At 71.4% G+C, this 14,814-nt stretch carries 16 protein-coding genes; 11 read left to right on the forward strand and 5 right to left on the reverse strand.

Annotation, left to right across the window (positions count from 1 at the left end; translation table 11 throughout):
* Nucleotides 1–5: 5 nt before the first annotated feature.
* Nucleotides 6–392 carry a thiol-disulfide oxidoreductase DCC family protein gene (locus ACWDLG_RS31905; RefSeq protein WP_354907421.1) on the forward strand — a complete coding sequence of 129 codons (387 nt, stop codon included), beginning with the start codon at nucleotides 6–8 and terminating at the stop codon, nucleotides 390–392.
* Here ACWDLG_RS31905 and ACWDLG_RS31910 read toward each other — a convergent pair.
* From ACWDLG_RS31910 to ACWDLG_RS31925, 4 genes are read right to left on the reverse strand one after another with little or no spacing between them, the layout of a single operon-like run.
* Nucleotides 288–1,151, reverse strand: a complete 864-nt coding sequence (locus ACWDLG_RS31910) for a hypothetical protein (RefSeq protein ID WP_449927143.1) — start codon at nucleotides 1,149–1,151, stop codon at nucleotides 288–290. The genes ACWDLG_RS31905 and ACWDLG_RS31910 overlap by 105 nt on opposite strands.
* On the reverse strand, nucleotides 1,136–1,579 hold the full coding sequence (locus tag ACWDLG_RS31915) for a hypothetical protein (protein WP_449927146.1): 444 nt from the start codon (nucleotides 1,577–1,579) through the stop codon (nucleotides 1,136–1,138). The genes ACWDLG_RS31910 and ACWDLG_RS31915 overlap by 16 nt, the downstream gene beginning before the upstream one ends.
* Nucleotides 1,580–1,637: 58 nt before the next feature.
* Entirely contained in the window at nucleotides 1,638–2,291 is a 654-nt protein-coding gene (locus ACWDLG_RS31920; RefSeq protein ID WP_354907418.1) for a potassium channel family protein, read from the reverse strand.
* Nucleotide 2,292: 1 nt separating this feature from the next.
* Nucleotides 2,293–3,639 (reverse strand): TrkH family potassium uptake protein, encoded by a 1,347-nt coding sequence (locus ACWDLG_RS31925; protein ID WP_354907417.1) that lies wholly within the window; start codon nucleotides 3,637–3,639, stop codon nucleotides 2,293–2,295.
* A gap of 123 nt (nucleotides 3,640–3,762) precedes the next feature.
* Here ACWDLG_RS31925 and ACWDLG_RS31930 point away from each other — a divergent pair, with 123 nt between their 5' ends.
* Nucleotides 3,763–4,239, forward strand: coding sequence for a hypothetical protein (locus ACWDLG_RS31930; protein ID WP_449927149.1), 477 nt, complete (start codon nucleotides 3,763–3,765; stop codon nucleotides 4,237–4,239).
* Between the two features lie 97 nt (nucleotides 4,240–4,336).
* Here ACWDLG_RS31930 and ACWDLG_RS31935 read toward each other — a convergent pair whose 3' ends face one another.
* Nucleotides 4,337–4,936: a TetR/AcrR family transcriptional regulator gene (locus tag ACWDLG_RS31935; RefSeq protein WP_449927152.1), complete on the reverse strand. Its 600-nt coding sequence runs from the start codon at nucleotides 4,934–4,936 to the stop codon at nucleotides 4,337–4,339.
* Between the two features lie 59 nt (nucleotides 4,937–4,995).
* On the opposite strand from ACWDLG_RS31935, the gene ACWDLG_RS31940 reads away from it, so the two are divergent.
* From ACWDLG_RS31940 to glnII, 9 genes are all read left to right on the forward strand, one after another.
* Nucleotides 4,996–6,075: a calcium:proton antiporter gene (locus ACWDLG_RS31940; RefSeq protein ID WP_449927154.1), complete on the forward strand. Its 1,080-nt coding sequence runs from the start codon at nucleotides 4,996–4,998 to the stop codon at nucleotides 6,073–6,075.
* Between the two features lie 41 nt (nucleotides 6,076–6,116).
* Nucleotides 6,117–6,422, forward strand: a complete 306-nt coding sequence (locus ACWDLG_RS31945) for a hypothetical protein (RefSeq protein ID WP_449927158.1) — start codon at nucleotides 6,117–6,119, stop codon at nucleotides 6,420–6,422.
* Nucleotides 6,416–7,516 (forward strand): adenosylhomocysteinase, encoded by a 1,101-nt coding sequence (locus ACWDLG_RS31950; RefSeq protein WP_449927161.1) that lies wholly within the window; start codon nucleotides 6,416–6,418, stop codon nucleotides 7,514–7,516. The genes ACWDLG_RS31945 and ACWDLG_RS31950 overlap by 7 nt, the downstream gene beginning before the upstream one ends.
* Nucleotides 7,513–9,114 carry an ABC transporter ATP-binding protein gene (locus ACWDLG_RS31955; RefSeq protein ID WP_449927164.1) on the forward strand — a complete coding sequence of 534 codons (1,602 nt, stop codon included), beginning with the start codon at nucleotides 7,513–7,515 and terminating at the stop codon, nucleotides 9,112–9,114. The genes ACWDLG_RS31950 and ACWDLG_RS31955 overlap by 4 nt, the downstream gene beginning before the upstream one ends.
* 18 nt (nucleotides 9,115–9,132) lie before the next feature.
* Nucleotides 9,133–9,702 (forward strand): ECF transporter S component, encoded by a 570-nt coding sequence (locus ACWDLG_RS31960; protein ID WP_449927167.1) that lies wholly within the window; start codon nucleotides 9,133–9,135, stop codon nucleotides 9,700–9,702.
* A gap of 3 nt (nucleotides 9,703–9,705) precedes the next feature.
* A complete protein-coding gene (locus ACWDLG_RS31965) occupies nucleotides 9,706–10,527 on the forward strand; it encodes an energy-coupling factor transporter transmembrane component T family protein (protein WP_449927170.1) in 822 nt (273 codons plus the stop codon).
* Nucleotides 10,524–11,762: an amidohydrolase family protein gene (locus ACWDLG_RS31970; RefSeq protein WP_449927173.1), complete on the forward strand. Its 1,239-nt coding sequence runs from the start codon at nucleotides 10,524–10,526 to the stop codon at nucleotides 11,760–11,762. Before ACWDLG_RS31965 ends, ACWDLG_RS31970 begins: the two co-directional genes overlap by 4 nt.
* A gap of 3 nt (nucleotides 11,763–11,765) precedes the next feature.
* Nucleotides 11,766–13,673, forward strand: coding sequence for a sensor histidine kinase (locus ACWDLG_RS31975; RefSeq protein ID WP_449927176.1), 1,908 nt, complete (start codon nucleotides 11,766–11,768; stop codon nucleotides 13,671–13,673).
* 84 nt (nucleotides 13,674–13,757) lie between these two features.
* On the forward strand, nucleotides 13,758–14,777 hold the full coding sequence (glnII, locus tag ACWDLG_RS31980) for a glutamine synthetase (protein WP_449927179.1): 1,020 nt from the start codon (nucleotides 13,758–13,760) through the stop codon (nucleotides 14,775–14,777).
* Nucleotides 14,778–14,814: the final 37 nt, after the last annotated feature.

The raw sequence follows: 14,814 nt of genomic DNA on the forward strand, positions 1-14,814 counted from the left end.
GGATCATGAGATCCCTGCTCGTCTTCGACGGCGACTGCGCCTTCTGCACCACCTGCGTGAGGTTCGTCGAACGGCTGCTGCCGACGAAGGCGGAGATCATCCCGTGGCAGTTCGCGGACCTGCGGGCGCTGGGTGTGAGCCAGGCGCGGGCCGAGTACGAGCTGCTGTGGGTGGACGAGCGGGGCGCCGTCTTCGGCGGCGCCCAGGCCGTGGCCAAGCTGCTCATCGACGCGGGACTGCCGTGGAGCCCGCTCGGCCTGCTGCTGCGGGTGCCGCCGGTGCGCTGGCTAGCCCACGGGCTCTACCGTGCCGTCGCCAACAACCGGCACCGGCTTCCTGGTGGCAGCCCCGCGTGCGCGCTTCCGGCCGATCGTCGCCCGCTCCAGCGGTAGGAAGGCCGCCAGGCAGATGACGTGCGGCAGGAAGTGGATCGTGATCGCCGCCCAGGTGAGCAGGTGGAACAGCCCCCAGAAGGCGACAGCCGCGTGGAGCGCCCTGCCGCGCAGCGCCAGCATGACCGGCGACGCCGTCTCGGCCAGCAGCACGATCCACTGCCCGATCAGCAGCGCGCCTGGCAGGGCCGCGGCGAACTCGCCGAAGAACGTGCCGCGCCTGGAGATCGCCCACTGGAAGGTGGCGCCGTTCGGCCACTCCCAGCCGCCGTGCCTGATCTTGGCGTAGGCGGACAGGAAGTAGGTGGCCGCGACCGCGATCTGGACGCACCGCATCGCCCACCCGGCCGCCTCCTCACCCGCCCGCGCGGCCGTCGGCAGCACGAACAGGGCCACGACCAGCGCGAGGTGGTCGTGGTCGACCTTGCCGTACGACATGGCCAGCAGCGCCCAGTACAGGTAGCCGGCCGCCACGACGTATCCGGCCGCGCGCGGCAGCCTTCCCCACGCCGCCACCAGCGCCGCCACCAGCACGACGGCGAACAGCGTGTAGACCAGCACGGGGGAGGCGCCCGGCAGGTGCAGCAGACGGGCCACCAGCACGGGCCGGTACCCGGCGGGGTTCTCGGCGTGGCCCCAGACGCTGCCGGTGAACAGCATCATGTCCAGCGGGAGGAACAGGTAGACGATCAGCGACATGATCCGCACCCGCCGCGCCGGGACGGGAGCGAACCACCACCGCTCTAGCGCACCACCCATGACACCCTCTCCACGTCCTTGGTCCCCGCGGGACGGCGGTCTTCGAGCGTGACGACCCTGGTGATCACGATGAGCCGGGTGAGCCGGGGATCGTTGGGGCGGATGCGCTCGTGGGCGTCCGCCAGGCTCTGTAACAGCGAGGGCTGGGCGAGGTAGAGGCTGAGCTGGCCTTCGAGCTCGGCCCGGCGGATGCCGACGTAGTAGGGCTCGATGGGGATCTCGACCCGCGCGCCGGTGACGGTCTCGGCCTGCAGGTGCAGCGACTTGATCTCGCCGTCCGGCGGGATGCTGAACGCGAACTGCACCATGGGCCCGAAGGGGAACAGGTCGTCGTCCCCCAGCACCGTGCCGTATCCCAGCGCGGCGATCACGGCCCCCGCCGCGAACAGCCGCCACGCTTTACCCCGTTGTGTCAAGCCGCCCCGCATGCGAGCAAGCTAGCAGATCATGATCCAATTGATCATGATATTTCCGACATCTGCGGTTTCAGGGGAGTTCGGCGAAGCGCTCCACGTTCTCGGTCCTGCCCGAGACGAGGATGACGTCCCCGTAGGCGAGCTCGGTCTCCGCCGTGGCGTAGGTGAACTCCTCGCCGGGGCTCTTGACCGCCACCACGGTCACCCCGAACTTCTTGCGCAGCCCCGACGAGCCGAGCCGTATCCCGACGTACTCCTTCGGCGGCCGCGTCTTGGCCAGCGCGAAGCCCGCGTCCACCTGCATGTAGTCGAGCATCCGCCCGCTGACCAGGTGCGCCACCCGCTCGCCCATGTCGTGTTCGGGCAGCACCACGCGGTGGGCGCCGATCCGGCTGAGGATCTGGCCGTGCTGCCTGCTCACCGCCTTGGCCCAGATGTCCTCGATCTCCATGTCGACCAGCACCGAGGTGGTCAGGATGCTGGCCTCCAGGTCGCCGCCGATGGCCACCACCGCGCGGTAGAAGTCGGGCACGCCGAGCTGGGTGAGCGCCTCCGGGTCGGTGGCGTCGGCGGCGGCGATCTGGGTGATCTGGCCCGCCAGGGCCTGCACCACCTTGGGGCGGCTGTCGATGGCCAGCACCTCGGTGCCTCGTCTGGTGAGCTCGAGCGCGAGCGCGGTCCCGAACCTGCCGAGACCGATGACGACCACGGGGTCGTTTCTCATGTCAACCAACTATGACCCGTTCCTCAGGTAGTTCGTACCGGCTCGAGCGTTCCTTCAGGGCCAGCGCCGAGCCGAGCGTGAGCGGCCCGATCCGGCCCACGAACATCAGCAGCACGAGCAGCAGGTGCGCCGCGGGCGGCAGGTCGGCGGTGATGCCGGTGGACAGGCCCGCCGTGCCGAAGGCGGCGATCACCTCGAACAGCACCCTGTCCAGGCTGTGCGGGGTGATCACCAGCAGGATGTAGGTGGAGACGGTCACGAACGCCACCGCCATCAGGCTGATCGCCACGGCCTGCCGTTGCGCGGACTCCGGCAGCCGGCGGTGCCCGATGTTCACCCTCGACTCCCCTCGCAACTCGGCCCAGATGACGAAGGCCAGCAGGCCGAAGGTGGTCACCTTGATGCCGCCCGCCGTGCCCGCGCTGCCGCCGCCGATGAACATCAGGACTTCGGTCACCAGCCAGCTCGACGGGTGCATCTGGGAGATGTCGAGCGTGTTGAACCCCGCCGAGCGCGGCATGACGCCGGCGAAGAAGGCGGCCAGCAGCTTGCCCGGCTCGTCGAGCGGGCCGAGCGTGCGCGGGTTGGTCCACTCGGTCAGCAGGAAGGCCAGCGTGCCGGCGGCCAGCAGGACGACCGTCATCCAGACGGTGATCCTGGTGAGCACGGTCCACCGGCCCGGGTGCCGCCACGCGCGGAACAGCTCGAAGACGACCGGGTAGCCGAGCCCGCCGACGATCACCGCGGCGGCGATCGTCAGGCAGATCCACGGGTCACCGACGAAGCGCGTCAGGCCGTCGCTCCACAGGGCGAACCCGGCGTCGTTGAAGGAGGAGATCGCGTGGAAGACACCCAGGTAGACGGCCCTGCCCAGCGGCTCGCCGTACCCGAGGAGGAAGCGCAGGGTGAGGATGACGGCGATGACCGCCTCACAGCCGAGGCTGAAGAAGAGCACCTTGCGGGCGACTCTGCGCATGTCGGCGGTGCCGAGCGCCTTGGACTCGGCCTGGGCCAGCATGCGGGCGCGCAGGCCGAGGCGTCCCGAGACCAGGACGGTGAACATGGTGGCGAGCGTCATGATGCCCAGGCCGCCGACCTGGATCAGACCGGCGATCACCACCTCGCCGAACACCGACCAGTGCCCCTCGGTGTCGACGGTCGCCATGCCGGTCACGGTCACCGCCGAGGCGGCCGTGAACACCGCGATGACCCAGCCGGCCGGCTCGCCCGTGGTCGTGGCCGCGGGCAGCATCAGTAACAGCGTGCCCGCCAGGACGGCGAGCCCGAACGCGGTGGCGATCACCTGGGTGGGGCGCTGGAACCGTTCGAGCGCGGTCGACCTCCTCATCGCCCCCGCCGCGGCCCGTTGGCCAGGATCGTCGCTGACATCACGACCCAGAACCGTATCGGGTTCCGCTCGGGCCACGAGGCCGGGGTGAACCACACGGCCGCGGCGCACGTGAGTGGGTGCATGAGGAGACTTGTCGCGGCCGTGGGCATCCTGACGGCGCTGCCGGGTTGCGCCGCCGAGCGGGCGTGCACGCTGGTCGGCGCACCCGCCGGGATCTCGATACGCGTCGACGCCCCGCTCGCCGGCCGGGTGTCGGCGGCCGAGCTGACGGCATGCTGGAACGGCTCCTGCCGCCGGACGAGGGTGGAGCTCCACCCGGCCGGCGGCATCGTGCGGCAGAGCTGCGAGGGCACGGACTGCACGGCCGAGCTGGGGCCCAAGGGCGGCAAGCAGGGTTTCGGCGACCTGGCGGAGCTGCCGAAGGCGCGGGTGGACGCGGTGCTACGGCTGGAGGGGCGGGCCGGAGCGACCGTCGTGGAGCGGCGCCTGACCCTCACGCCGAAGGCCGTCTTCCCCAACGGCCCTGACTGCGGCGAGGCGGGTCCGCAGGCCGTGATCACCGTGTCCGGCACCGGCTCGGTCAGCGAGGGGACGTGACCTCGGTGCGGTCACCGGTCGCGCCGGCGGAGAGCGGGGGAGCGGCGACGACGCCGGCGAGGACACCTGGCCGCGTCCTGGCCGGCGGCGGGGACGGTCAGGAGGGCTCCTCCCGCAGCGCGCCGTAGAGGAAGATCTGGACGAGATCGGCGGTGGCGGGGCCGTCGCCCGTCCGCGCCCCGGTGAACAGCAGGCCGAGGAAGACGGCGGCGACCTGGTCGGCGCTCGCCCGCAGGGCGCCCGCCTCCGGCTCGAACAGTTCGGCGATCGCTGCCCTGACGAGGTCCATGGAGCGCTCGCGGTCGCCGGGCCGGCCGGCGGTCGCGTCGCCGCGACGGTGGCCCGAGGACATCAGCGCCCCGGCGACGGCGCCGATGCGGGCGAGGTGGGCGCCGAGCGCGTCAGCGGCCTCGGTGAGGCGGTCGGCGAGCGGCTGGTCCATCGGGATCGAGGCGATCTGCTCGACGGCGTGGTCGGGGCGGAGCGCCTCGGCCATGCAGGCGTCGAGCAGCTCCTCCTTGTCGGCGAACACGCGGAAGATCGTCGCCTCGCCGATGCCGGCGGCCCGGGCTATCTGGCTGGTCGTCACGGCGGTGCCGTGCTCGGCGACGAGGGGGAGCGCGGCGGCGACGATCATCGCGCGACGGCGCTCGGGGGTCATGCCGGGGGCGCGGCGCCGGGGTGTGTCTGTCGTCATATCGCCCACGGTACGGAGTGAGCGCTCACTCCGTCAAGAGAGCCGATAGGGTGATCGGCATGATGTTGCGTTGGACCGTGATCGTGCCTGTCGCCGCCTTCCTCGTTCTTGCCTTCGCCTGGGGCCGCCCGGCCGTCGGCCTGCTCATGGCGCTGGTCGCGCTGGCCCTGGTCGGCGCCGTGATCGCCGCCGTGCACCACGCGGAGATCGTCGCCCACCGGGTGGGGGAGCCGTTCGGCACGCTGATCCTGGCCATCGCCGTCACCGTCATCGAGGTGGGGCTCATCGTCATCCTGATGAGCGCGGGCGGCGCGGGTGCGGAGTCCCTGGCGCGCGACACCGTGTTCTCCGCCTTCATGATCGTCTGCAACGGCGTGATGGGCCTGTGCCTGCTGGTGGGCGCGCTGAAGCACCACGTGCTGGAGTTCAGGGTCGACGGCGTCACCGCCGCGCTGGCGACGCTGAGCGCCGTGGCCACGCTCGCGCTGGTCCTGCCGAACTTCACGCTCGCCACGCCGGGACCGACGTACTCGGCCGCGCAGCTGGCCTTCGCGGGCATCGCCTCGCTGGTCCTCTACGGCGTGTTCGTCTTCATGCAGACCGTGCGCCACCGCGACTACTTCCTGCCGGTCCAGACCGGCGGCGGGGTGCGCCCGTCCGAGGAGCACGCCGACCCGCCCACCGGGCGCACCGCCCTGATCAGCCTCGGCCTGATGTTGATCTGCCTGGTCAGCGTCGTGGGACTGGCCAAGACCGTCTCTCCGGCCATCGAGGAGAGCATCGCGGCGATCGGCGCGCCGCGCACCACGGTCGGCGTGGCGATCGCCTTGCTGGTCCTGCTGCCCGAGACGGTGGCGGCGGTGCGCGCCGCGGCCCGCAACAGGGTGCAGAACAGCTTCAACCTCGCGCTCGGCTCCGCTCTGGCGAGCATCGGGCTGACCATTCCGGCGATCGCGGTCGTCTCGCTGCTGACCGGCGACAGTCTCGCCCTCGGCCTTGGACCGCTCCAGATGGTGCTGCTGGCACTGACGGTGGTGATAACAACTCTGACCGTCGCCCCGGGAAGAGCGACACTCATGCAGGGAACCGTCCACCTGGTGCTTTTCGGGGCCTTTCTCTTCCTTGCCGTCAGCCCCTGATCTCCCCTTTAATCGGAACCTGCGATTTCGGACGGAGACCATTGACCCCGCTACCTGCCGCCCAGGTCGTCATCCAGACCATCCTGCGGCGCACGAACCTCCTCATGGCGGGCAAGCGCGTATCGATCGTGGGCGACGTGCCAGGACTGGCCTCCCGCCTGCGCGCCATGGGCGCCCACCCCGGCGCCGCGCTCGCCGAGGCCGACCTCGTGATCGGCGACGACGTCGACCGGGCCGCGCTGCGGCCCGGCGCGATCCTGGCGACCACCCGGCCGGGCGACGGCGAGCGGATGCGTGACGGGGTCCTGGCGCAGGGCCGCCTGTTCGTGGTGGACCTGACGTGTTAACCGACATCAGGCACCCCGAGCGGTGGTCCGAGGGGCTGGAGAAGATCGCGTGGGCACGCCGGTTCATGCCGGTCATGGCCGCGCTGCGCTCGGGGCTGTCCCTCCACGGCGTTCGGATCGGCCTGGTCCTGGTCCTGGAGCCCAAGACCGCCAACCTGGCCCTGACGCTGAGGGACGCCGGGGCCGACGTCATCGTCACCTGTCCCGGCAGGGAGACCATGGACGACGTGGCCGCCGCGCTCGTCCACGAGGGCGTCGCCGTGCTGGCCCGCTCCGACGCCGGCCGCGCCGAGGACGACGAGCTGGCCAGGAGGATGCTCGACCAGCGGCTCGACGTGCTGGTGGACGACGGCGCCCGGGTCATCACGCTGGCCCACGCCGAGAACCGGCTCGCCACGCTGAAGGGCGCGGCCGAGGAGACCACCAGCGGGCTGCGCGCCCTGCGGCGCACCCCCTTGCGCATCCCGGTCATCGCCGTCAACGACGCCCGCTCCAAGTACCTGTTCGACAACGTCCACGGCACGGGACAGTCGTGCGTGATGGCCGCCCTCGACCTGACCGGCCTCGATCTCGACGGAGCGACCGTCGCCGTCGCCGGCTACGGCCACGTCGGCCAGGGCGTCGCCCGCTACGCGGCCGCGCTCGGCGCCCGGGTGATCGTGAGCGAGGTCGACGCGCTCGCCGCGCTGCGCGCCTTCCACGACGGCTACGAGGTGCGCCGGCTCCTCGCCGCGTGCGCCGAGGCCGACCTGGTGTTCTCCGCGACCGGCGAGCCGTACACGATCAGGCGGCAGCACCTGGAGGCGCTCAGGGCCGGCGCGGTCGTGGCGGTCGCCGGCGGGGTGCGCGACGAGGTCGAGCCCGGCGTCGCGGGCGCCTACCGGCTGCTGGCCGACGGCGAGTGCGTCAACTGCGCGGCCGCCGAGGGCAACCCGATCGAGATCATGGACCTGTCCCTGTCGCTGCAGGCCCTCGCCGTCGGCCACCTGCTCACCCACGACCTGACACCCGGACTGCACCCGCTGCCCGACGAGCTCGACGAGCGGGTGGCCAGGCTGAAGCTCGACGCGCTCGGACTGGAGCTCGACCAGTGATCATCGACATCCGCGACGCCGCCGTCCGCTACCGCGCGACCGGCCTGCAGGTGCTCAGCGACGTCTCGCTCCAGGTGGCCGCGGGCGACTTCGCCCTGGTCAGCGGCCCCTCGGGAGGCGGCAAGAGCACGCTGCTGCGCATGGTCAACGGCCTGGTCCCGCACTCCTACCGGGCCGAGGTGACCGGGCAGGTCAACGTCGGCGGCGCGCCCGTCGCCGACCAGACGATCCGGCAGCTGTCCACCGTCGTCGGCACGCTCCTGCAGGACCCCCACAAGCAGATCGTCGGCGCGACCGTCTTCTCCGAGCTCGCCTTCGGCCCCGAGAACCTCGGGCTGCCCCGAGCCGAGATCCGCGCCCGCATCGAGGAGGTCACCGCCAGGGTCGGCATCACCCACCTGCTCGGCCGCGCCACCCACGAGCTGAGCGGCGGCGAGCTGCAGATGGTGGCCTTCGCGGGCGTGCTGGTCATGCGGCCACGGGTGGTCGTGGTCGACGAGCCCCTGGCCAACCTCGACCCCGCCGCCAGCCGCCACCTGCTGACCGAGCTGCGCCGGTTCGTCGACGACGGCGGCGCGGCCGTGGTGGTCGAGCACCGGGTCGAGGAACTGCTGGAGTTCGGCCCCACCCAGGTGCTCTACCTGGAGGGCGGTCGGCCCCGCTACACCGGCGACGTGACCGGCTTCCTGCGCGAAGCCCCCGTCGCGCACGTCAAGCTCCCCTTCGAGGCGCTGGTCGCCAGGGCGGACGAGCTGCCCGAGGTGCCCGCCCTGCCACGCGCCGCGCCCCCCGGCGGCCCGGCCAGGCTGCACTACCAGCGGGTCACCCTCGGGTACGGCCCGCGGCCCGTCCTGCGCGAGGTCGACCTGGCGCTCGGGGCGGCCGAACGGATCGCGGTGCTGGGCCGCAACGGCGCGGGCAAGTCCACGCTGCTGCGCGCCGCCGTCCGGCTGATCGAGCCCTCCGCGGGCCGGGTGCTGGTCGACGGCGAACCGGTCGACCGGCGCTCGACGCTGAGCCTGGCCACCACCTTCGGCTACGTCTTCCAGAACCCCAGCCAGGCGCTGTTCTCCGCCACCGTCGCCGAGGAGCTCGCCTTCGGCCCCCGCAACCTGGGGTGGAGCGCCGACCAGATCGCCGAGACCGCCGAGGCGGCGCTGACCGCCATGCTGCTGCACCACGAGCCCGACATCATGCGACGCTCGCCGCACACCCTGTCCTACGGCCAGCAGCGCCGCCTCACCGTCGCCCTCGCCCTGGCCATGCGGCCCGAGACGCTCATCCTCGACGAGCCGACCGCCGGGCAGGACCTGCACACCACCACGACGTTCATGGAGCGCGTGCTCGGCGGCATGCGCAGCGTCTACTTCATCACCCACGACGTCGATCTGGCGATCACCTCGGCCGACCGGATCGTGATCGTCGACGGGGGGCGGATCGTCGCGGACGCGCCCCCCGCCGAGCTGGCCCACCGCGAGGAGCTGTGGGCCGAATCGGGCCTGCGCGCGACCAGCCTGGTCCGAGCCGTCCGCGACCGCCTCCCCGGAACGGGAACCATCCCGCACCCCTTCCAATTAGCGCGCCTGACCCCCCAGTGAGGAAGGACTCGACCCCCCATGAGTACAGAGGCAGTATCACCACGCCCACCCCTGTGGGAGATCAACTCCAGGGTCGTGGTGTTCGCGGCCGTCGGCGCAGCGCTCTACGCGGTGCTCGGCCTCATCAGCTTCACCATCCCCGGCACCCAGAACGTCGACATCAGACCCGCCTTCGCGCTCGTCCCGTTCTTCGGCATGCGGTTCGGCCCGGTCGCCGGTTTCTTCGTCGGCCTGGTCGGCAACATCGTCATCGACCAGATCAAGGGCTACGGCGCGTTCACCTACTGGAACTGGAGCCTGGCCAACGCCCTGACCGGTCTGCTGGCGGGCGTGCTGTTCGCCCTCGTCGCCTCCCGGCTCCGCAAGGAGGCCGTCCGCCTGGTGGCCGTCGGCGTCGTCACCTGGATCGCCATGCTCATCGCCTTCGCCACTACCTTCACCGACATGTGGCTGCAGGACATGAACTTCGCGACCTGGGCGAGCGTCGCCTTCGGCCCGCTGCTGCTGAGCAACACGCTGGTCGCGCTGATTCTCACACCCGCGCTCGACGCGGTCTGGGAACCGATCTCCAAGCGCATCGGCAGGTAGCCGATGGACGTCACGCCACGTTACCTGGGAGGCGACTCCTTCCTCGGACGCCGTGATCCGCGCGTGCTCCTGCTGGTCCCGGTGTTCTACCTCGTGGCAGTGGCGCGCCTCGACGACCTGCGGGTCATCCTGCTGTGCGGCCTGGTGGCCCTGGCCTACTACCTGAGCGCGGGCATCCCGTGGCGGGCGGTCAGGGCCAACTGGGCGTTCGTCCTCACGCTGATGACGATCACCGTGCTGGTCAACAGCGTGTTCACCGACGCCCTGCAGATCGAGACGACGACCGGGGCGCCGACGCTGTTCACGATGCCGATCACCGGCAACGCGGTCACCGCCGCCACGCTGTCGTACTCGGCGACGCTGCTGGTGCGCTTCGTGTCGCTGGCGATGATGGGCTTTCCGGTCGCCTTCTGCGTCGCGCCCGGAGATCTCGGGGTCACCTTCGCCAGGTTGAAGGTGTCGCAGCGGCTGGCCTTCGGCGTCGACCTCACCTTCCGCTTCCTGCCGTCCACGGCGGCCGGCATGCAGGAGATCATCGACGCCCAGCGCGTGCGCGGCTACGACCATCCGCGCACCAGCAACCCCGTCAAACGCCTCCGGTCCCTCAAACCCATCGTCATCCCGCTCACCGTCAACGCGCTCATCGACGCCGAGGACACCTCCAACGCCATGGACCTGCGCGGGTTCGGCGCCAAGCACCGCACCTGGATGCGCGAGCTGGCCTTCGACAGGACCGACTACCTGGTGCTGGGCTCCTTCGCCGCGCTCACCGTGGCGCTGCTCAGCTACAAGATCTTCGGGAGTGACGTCGTATGGGTGCCGTGACCACGTTCAGCGCCCCGCTCGTGCTGCCCATGGACGGCCCGCCGGTGCGCGACGGCAGGATCGCGGTGCGCGACGGCAGGATCGAGGCGATCGACACCGGCGGGGGCGCGGTCCACTACCCGGGGATCATCGTCGCCGGGCTGGTCAACGCGCACACCCACCTGCAGTACACCTGCATGGCCGAGGTCGGCCGCCGCGTCTACGCCTCCTTCGAGGAGTGGGCCGAGGTCTTCGACCGGGTCTACTTCGGCGGCGAGGACGGCAGCTGGAACCCCGCCCTCCGGCACGGCGTGTGGGACTGGGCGGCCGGGGCGACCGACGGGGCCTGGCAGTGCCTGCGCACCGGCACCACCGCCGTCGCCGACATCGTCACCGACCAGGAGGCGCTCGTCGACACCCCGCTCGGCGGCCTGCGCTACCTGGAGGCGCTCGGCGACAACGACACCTCCTGGCGCGACGGCGGCCGCGAGCGCTACCTCGACCTGCTCGCCAAGGCCGACGCCGTCTCGCCGCACGCCCCCTACTCCCTCGACACCGGCGTGCTGGCCGACCTGGCGGCGCTGGCGTGGCAGCGGGACCTGCGGATCCACATCCACCTGGCCGAGTCCGCCCACGAGCGCGAGTTCACCGTCCACGGCACGGGCGCGCTCGAGCGGTACATCACCAAGCTCGGACTCGACTTCGCCCTCCTGCGCGAGGGCGGCTCGGGGCTGGCGCCCGTCGCCTACGTCGACTCCACCGGACTGCTCGGCCCCACCTGCCACATCGCGCACGGCGTGGACCTCACCGCCGAGGACCGCGCGCTGCTGCGCGAACGCGAGACCTCCGTCGCGCTCTGCCCCCGCTCCAACCACGTGCTCGGCCTGCCGGGCCCCGACGTGGCAGCGCTGCTGCGCGAAGGCAACCCCATCGCCGTCGGCACCGACTCGCTGTCGTCCTCGCCCTCGCTCGACCTGCTCGCCGACGTCGCCGCCCTCCGCGAGCTCGCCGTACGGCAGGGCTACCGCGACGGCGACCTCGACCAGCGGCTGATCGAGGCGGCCACCGTCGGGGGCGCCCGCGCGATGGGCCTGGAGCACGATATCGGCAGCCTCACCCCGGGACACCGCGCCGACTTCGCGGTGTTCGACCTCGACCCTTCGACCGCGAACCCCTACCGGACCCTCGCCGAGCACGGCGCGGGCCGCTGCGTCGCGACCGTGGTAGGCGGCTCGCCCCTGACCGGAATGACCTGACCCATGGCCTCCCAAAGTCTGCGTTTCAAGCTGTACTCGCTGCTCAGCGTGCCGATCGTGGCCCTCGTCGGCCTGTGGACCTTCGTGGCGGGGCACGTGCTCGGCGACTTCTTCGAACTGTCGGCCGCGACGGCCGTCTTCGAGGAGATCGGCGACCCCGCCGCCACGCTCGTCACCTCGCTCCAGCAGGAACGCAGGGATTCGGCCGTCTACCTGAGCGCGGGACAGCCGGACGCGCTCCGGCTCGCCGACGCGCGGCGCCGTACCGACCAGGCGGTCGAGCAGTTCCGGGGGACGGCCACCGGCGAGCGCGCCTCGACCGTGACCACGCCGGAGGTGCGCGCCGCCATCGACGCCGTCGTGGAGCGCACCCAGGGCCTGGCCAGGCTCCGCGAGAAGGTCGACGGCAAGCAGTCGGACCGGCTCGACACCGTCCAGGCCTACGGCGCCATCACCGACACCGTCTTCCGCCTCTTCGACCAGCTCATCACCGTGCCCCGGGTGCAGCTCTACCAGCAGGCGATCGGCCTGCAGCGCATCGCCCACGCCCGCGACCTGATGTCGCGCGAGGACGCGATGATCTCCGGCGCGGTGATGTCGGGCACGCTCGAACACGACGAGTACGAGGCCATGGAGGTCTTCGCGCCGAACCGGCAGCTGCTCATGAACGAGGGCGTGGCCATGCTCGACACCGAGCTGCGCGGCCCCTTCGAGCGGCTGCTCGAGGGCGCCGACAGCAAGCGGCTGGCCGTACTCGAACACGAGATCGTCGAGGACGCCAGGCTGCCGCGCGACACGACCGCGTGGCAGCAGACCGTCACCCGCCTCGGCCCGGGGCTCGACCAGCTGCTCGAATCCCGCGTCCTGCTGCTCACCAACAGGTCCGACGACGCCGCGGGCGGCATCATCCTCAGGATCGGCATCGTCGGCGTGCTCGGCATCGCCGCCATCCTGGTCGCCGTCATCTGGTCGGTACGGCTGGGCCGCGGCCTGGTCGAGGAGCTCGACGGCCTGCGCGGCGCCGCCACCGACGTGGCCGAGGTACGGCTGCCGCAGCTCGTCGAACGGCTGCGCAGCGGGCAGACCGCCGAGGCCGACACCTCCTCGCCCATCTCCGTCTCGACCCCCACCCAGGAGGTGCGCGACCTGGCCAACGCCTTCGAAAGCGTCCGCCGCACCGCCGTCAGGGCCGCCGTCGGGCAGGCCGAGCTGCGCCAGGGCCTCAACCGCGTCTTTCGCAACCTGGCCAGGCGCAACCAGTCGCTCGTCCACCGCCAGCTCGGCCAGCTCGACGCCATGCAGCGCAAGACCGCCGAGCCCGACCAGCTCAGTGACCTGTTCCGGCTCGACCACCTCACCACCCGCATGCGCCGCCAGGCCGAGGGTCTGGTGATCCTGTCCGGCGCGCCCGCGGGACGCCAGTGGCGCCGCCCCGTCCAGATGCTCGACGTCGTGCGCGGTGCGGTGGCCGAGGTCGAGGACTACCTGCGCGTCACCATCCACCCCATCTCCGAGGGCACCCTCACCGGCAGCGCCGCGGCCGACGTCATCCACCTGCTGGCCGAGCTGGTCGAGAACGCGACCGTCTTCTCCCCGCCCAACACCCAGGTCAACGTGACGGGCGAGCTCGTGGCCCGCGGCTTCGCCGTCGAGATCGAGGACCGCGGCCTCGGCATGCCCGACGCCGAACGCGACGAGCTCAACCGGCGCCTGGCCGACCCGCCCGAGTTCGACCTGGCCGACAGCGACAGGCTCGGGCTGTTCGTCGTCGGACGGCTGGCCGTACGTCATGGCATCAAGGTCACCCTGCAGCGCTCCGCCTACGGCGGCACCACCGCCATCGTCCTCATTCCGCCGTCGTTGATGACCGATCCGTCCACGGGTGACCTTGCTCACACTCGCCCCGATTAACATGCCGTTCACATACGGGCAAAAACCGCGAAACGGCGCACTGCGAATCTCGGCGTGGCTGAGAAACACCCCGAAAGGACCGCCGTGAGCATCAAGGCTGAGTACATCTGGATCGACGGCACCGAGCCCACGGCTCTGCTCCGCTCGAAGACGAAGATCCTTGCCGACGGCGCCACCCCGCCGCTGTGGGGCTTCGACGGCTCCAGCACGAACCAGGCCGTGGGCCACTCCTCCGACCGTGTGCTCCGCCCCGTCTTCACCTGCCCCGACCCGATCCGCGGCGGTGACAACATCCTGGTCCTGTGCGAGGTCGAGGAGACCGACGGCGAATCGCACGCCAGCAACACCCGTGCGCGACTCCGCCCGATCGCCGAGCGTTTCGCCGAGCAGGAGTCGTGGTTCGGCATCGAGCAGGAGTACACCTTCTTCAAGGGCTCGCGCCCGCTCGGCTTCCCCGAGGGTGGCTTCCCCGCCCCGCAGGGCCCCTACTACTGTGGCGTCGGCGCTGACGTGATCTTCGGACGCGAGATCGTCGAGCTGCACCTCGACCGCTGCCTGGCCGCCGGCCTGCTCATCTCCGGCATCAACGCCGAGGTCATGCCCGGCCAGTGGGAGTTCCAGGTAGGCCCGGCCGGCCCGCTCGAGGTCTCCGACCACCTGTGGATCGCCCGCTGGCTGCTCTACCGCACCGCCGAGGAGTTCGGCGTGGAGGCCACGCTCGACGCCAAGCCCGCCCGCGGCGACTGGAACGGCGCCGGCGCCCACACCAACTTCTCCACCAAGGCGATGCGCGAAGGCTACGACGCCATCATCACCGCCTGCGAGGCGCTCGGCGAGGGCGACAAGCCGATGGAGCACGTCACCCAGTACGGCTCCGGCATCGAGTCCCGCCTGACCGGCCACCACGAGACCGCGCCGTGGAACAAGTACACCTACGGCGTCTCGCACCGCGGCGCCTCGGTGCGCATTCCGTGGCAGGTCGAGGTGGACAAGAAGGGCTACATCGAGGACCGTCGCCCGAACGCCAACGTCGACCCGTACGTGGTGACCCGCCTGCTGGTGGACACCTGCTGCACCGCCCTGGAGAAGGCCGGCCAGGTCTGACGGCAGACCGGCCGGGTCTGACGGCCCGGCGGGTCCC

The sequence above is a fragment of the Nonomuraea sp. NPDC003727 genome (genome assembly GCF_053586935.1).

What these genes read in the sequence shown, in the direction of transcription:
- ACWDLG_RS31905 (WP_354907421.1), top strand. Translation starts at nt 6, where the DNA reads ATGAGATCCCTGCTCGTCTTCGACGGCGACTGCGCCTTCTGCACCACC.
- ACWDLG_RS31935 (WP_449927152.1), bottom strand. Translation starts at nt 4,936, where the DNA reads ATGACGACAGACACACCCCGGCGCCGCGCCCCCGGCATGACCCCCGAG.
- ACWDLG_RS31940 (WP_449927154.1), top strand. Translation starts at nt 4,996, where the DNA reads ATGATGTTGCGTTGGACCGTGATCGTGCCTGTCGCCGCCTTCCTCGTT.
- ACWDLG_RS31920 (WP_354907418.1), bottom strand. Translation starts at nt 2,291, where the DNA reads ATGAGAAACGACCCCGTGGTCGTCATCGGTCTCGGCAGGTTCGGGACC.
- ACWDLG_RS31925 (WP_354907417.1), bottom strand. Translation starts at nt 3,639, where the DNA reads ATGAGGAGGTCGACCGCGCTCGAACGGTTCCAGCGCCCCACCCAGGTG.
- ACWDLG_RS31915 (WP_449927146.1), bottom strand. Translation starts at nt 1,579, where the DNA reads ATGCGGGGCGGCTTGACACAACGGGGTAAAGCGTGGCGGCTGTTCGCG.
- ACWDLG_RS31910 (WP_449927143.1), bottom strand. Translation starts at nt 1,151, where the DNA reads ATGGGTGGTGCGCTAGAGCGGTGGTGGTTCGCTCCCGTCCCGGCGCGG.
- ACWDLG_RS31960 (WP_449927167.1), top strand. Translation starts at nt 9,133, where the DNA reads ATGAGTACAGAGGCAGTATCACCACGCCCACCCCTGTGGGAGATCAAC.
- ACWDLG_RS31975 (WP_449927176.1), top strand. Translation starts at nt 11,766, where the DNA reads ATGGCCTCCCAAAGTCTGCGTTTCAAGCTGTACTCGCTGCTCAGCGTG.
- ACWDLG_RS31930 (WP_449927149.1), top strand. Translation starts at nt 3,763, where the DNA reads ATGAGGAGACTTGTCGCGGCCGTGGGCATCCTGACGGCGCTGCCGGGT.
- ACWDLG_RS31965 (WP_449927170.1), top strand. Translation starts at nt 9,706, where the DNA reads ATGGACGTCACGCCACGTTACCTGGGAGGCGACTCCTTCCTCGGACGC.